Here is a 337-nt window from a genome sequence, read left to right as displayed (position 1 = left end):
TGGCGGGTGGGGTGGCGGTGATGTCCACTCCGGGGGTGTTTGTGGAGTTCAGTCGGCAGCGGGGGTTGGCTGCTGATGGGCGGTGTAAGGCGTTTGCTGAGGGTGCGGACGGGACGGGGTGGTCTGAGGGTGCGGGTGTGCTGTTGTTGGAGCCGTTGTCGCGGGCGGTGCGTGAGGGTCATCCGGTCTTGGCGGTGGTGCGGGGGAGTGCGGTCAATCAGGACGGGGCGAGTAACGGTCTGACCGCGCCGAACGGTCCGTCTCAGCAGCGGGTGATCCGCCAGGCCCTGGCCAACGCGCGCCTCGAGGCCACGGATGTCGATGTGGTGGAGGCGCA

The 337-nt window shown here is 68.5% G+C and carries 1 protein-coding gene; it reads left to right on the top strand.

What is annotated here, in order from left to right:
• Positions 1-337, top strand: a 337-nt coding sequence (locus tag CD790_RS34250) for a beta-ketoacyl synthase N-terminal-like domain-containing protein (RefSeq protein ID WP_144387281.1), incomplete at both ends; no start/stop codon positions are given.

The sequence above is a fragment of the Streptomyces sp. SAJ15 genome, from assembly GCF_007595705.1.
In the GTDB taxonomy this organism is placed as follows: Bacteria; Actinomycetota; Actinomycetes; order Streptomycetales; family Streptomycetaceae; genus Streptomyces.
This window is presented reverse-complemented; position numbering and strand designations above follow the sequence as displayed.